Source organism: Thiohalocapsa sp. (genome assembly GCF_019695415.1).
In the GTDB taxonomy this organism is placed as follows: domain Bacteria; phylum Pseudomonadota; class Gammaproteobacteria; order Chromatiales; family Chromatiaceae; genus Thiohalocapsa.
Window position 1 is genome coordinate 1 of the sequence record NZ_JAIFKJ010000621.1, and the last position, 1,818, is coordinate 1,818.

1 protein-coding gene is annotated in these 1,818 nt (G+C 69.0%); it reads right to left on the minus strand.

Annotation, left to right across the window (positions count from 1 at the left end; translation table 11 throughout):
- Nucleotides 1-248 precede the first annotated feature (248 nt).
- A complete protein-coding gene (gene ilvA, locus I6U14_RS16980) occupies nucleotides 249-1,775 on the minus strand; it encodes a threonine ammonia-lyase, biosynthetic (protein ID WP_296900876.1) in 1,527 nt (508 codons plus the stop codon).
- Nucleotides 1,776-1,818 lie beyond the last annotated feature (43 nt).

Sequence of the window (1,818 nt, forward strand, 5' to 3'; positions counted from 1 at the left end):
GGGCGGTGCGGACCCCGTGGGAGCAGCATCCCTGCCGCGATCTACGGCGCGCATGCGGGGATCGCGGCAAGGATGCCGCTCCCACCCTTCGGGCTGCGGCGAAGGGGACCAGCCTTTGCGTTTCGGATCGCGCTAGGCGATCGTTTCCGATCCACAGGCTCATCACGATAGTGTCCGACGGACGCAGGGCAGAGTAGCAGCCCGGCTGGACCGCATTAGGCTCGTCCTAGCCCCTAGCCCCTAGCCCCTCATCCCTTCCCGGCACTCGCAAACAACCGGTAGGCCGGATTCTCCGTCTCCTCCCAGAACCGATAGCCGATGCCGGTGAGCAGCCGATGGAAGTCGGCCTGTTCCCCGGCGGGCACCTGGATGCCCATCAGCACCCGCCCGTAGGCGGCGCCGTGGTTGCGGTAGTGGAACAGGCTGATGTTCCAGCGCTTGCCGAGGCTGGACAGGAAATTGAGCAGCGCCCCCGGGCGCTCCGGGAACTCGAAGCGGATCAGGCGCTCGTCGCTGACGCCGGGCGCATGGCCGCCCACCATGAAGCGCACGTGCAGCTTGGCCGCCTCGTTGTCGCTCATGTCGAGCACCGAGAAGCCCTTGGTCTCGAGGCGTTGGATCAGCTCGGCGCGCTCGTCGGCGCCGCCCGCGAGCTGCACGCCGGCGAAGACGTGTGCTTCCTGCTGGTCCGCGTAGCGATAATTGAACTCCGTGATCTGCCGCTTGCCGAGCGCCCGGCAGAAGGCGAGAAAGCTCCCCGGGCGCTCCGGGATACCCACCGCGAGCAGGGCCTCGCGCCGCTCGCCGAGCTCCGCGCGCTCGGCCACGTGCCGCAGTCGGTCGAAATTGATGTTCGCGCCGCTCTCGATAGCCACCAGGCTCAGGCCCTCGGCGCCCTCCCGCGCCGCCCAGCGCTTGAGCCCGGCGACGGCCAGCGCGCCGGCGGGCTCGGCGATGCCGCGGGTGTCGTCGAAGATGTCCTTGATGGCGGCGCACAGCTCGTCGGTGGTCACCAGCACCACCTCGTCCACGGTCTCGCGGGCGATGCGGAAGGTCTCCGCGCCGATCTGCCGCACCGCAACACCGTCGGCAAAGAGCCCCACCTCCGGCAGCATGACGCGGCGGCCGGCGGCGAGCGCCGCGTGCAGGGTCGGGGCGTCCTCGGGCTCCACGCCGATGATCCGCACCTGCGGATGCACGTATTTGACATAGGCCGCGACGCCCGCGATGAGTCCACCGCCGCCCACGGGCACGAAGATGGCCGCCGGCGGCTCCGGGTGCTGGCGCAGGATCTCCATGCCGATGGTGCCCTGGCCGGCGATGACGTCCGGGTCGTCGAAGGGATGCAGAAAGGTCAGCCCGTGCGCCTCGATGAGCGTCTGCGCATGGGCATAGGCCTCGTCGAAAGAGTCTCCGTGCAGCACGGCCTTCGCCCCCCAGCCGCGCACCGCGTCCACCTTGATGGGGGGTGTGGTGCGCGGCATCACGATGGTGGCATCGCAGCCGAGCTTCGCGGCGCCCATGGACACGCCCTGGGCGTGGTTGCCGGCGGACGCGGCGATGACGCCGCGGGCAAGCTGCTCCCGGCTCAGATGCTTGAGCTTGTTGTACGCCCCGCGCAGCTTGAAGGAGAACACCGGCTGCAGGTCCTCGCGCTTCAGCCACACCTGGTTGCCGAGACGCTTGGACAGCAGCTTGGCGTGCGTCAGCGGCGACTCTTGGGCGACGTCGTACACGCGGGCCCGCAGAATCCGCTCGATGTAGGTTTCCGGCATGGTTTTGGTGGAGAGTGACGAGTGACGAGTGACGAGTGACGAG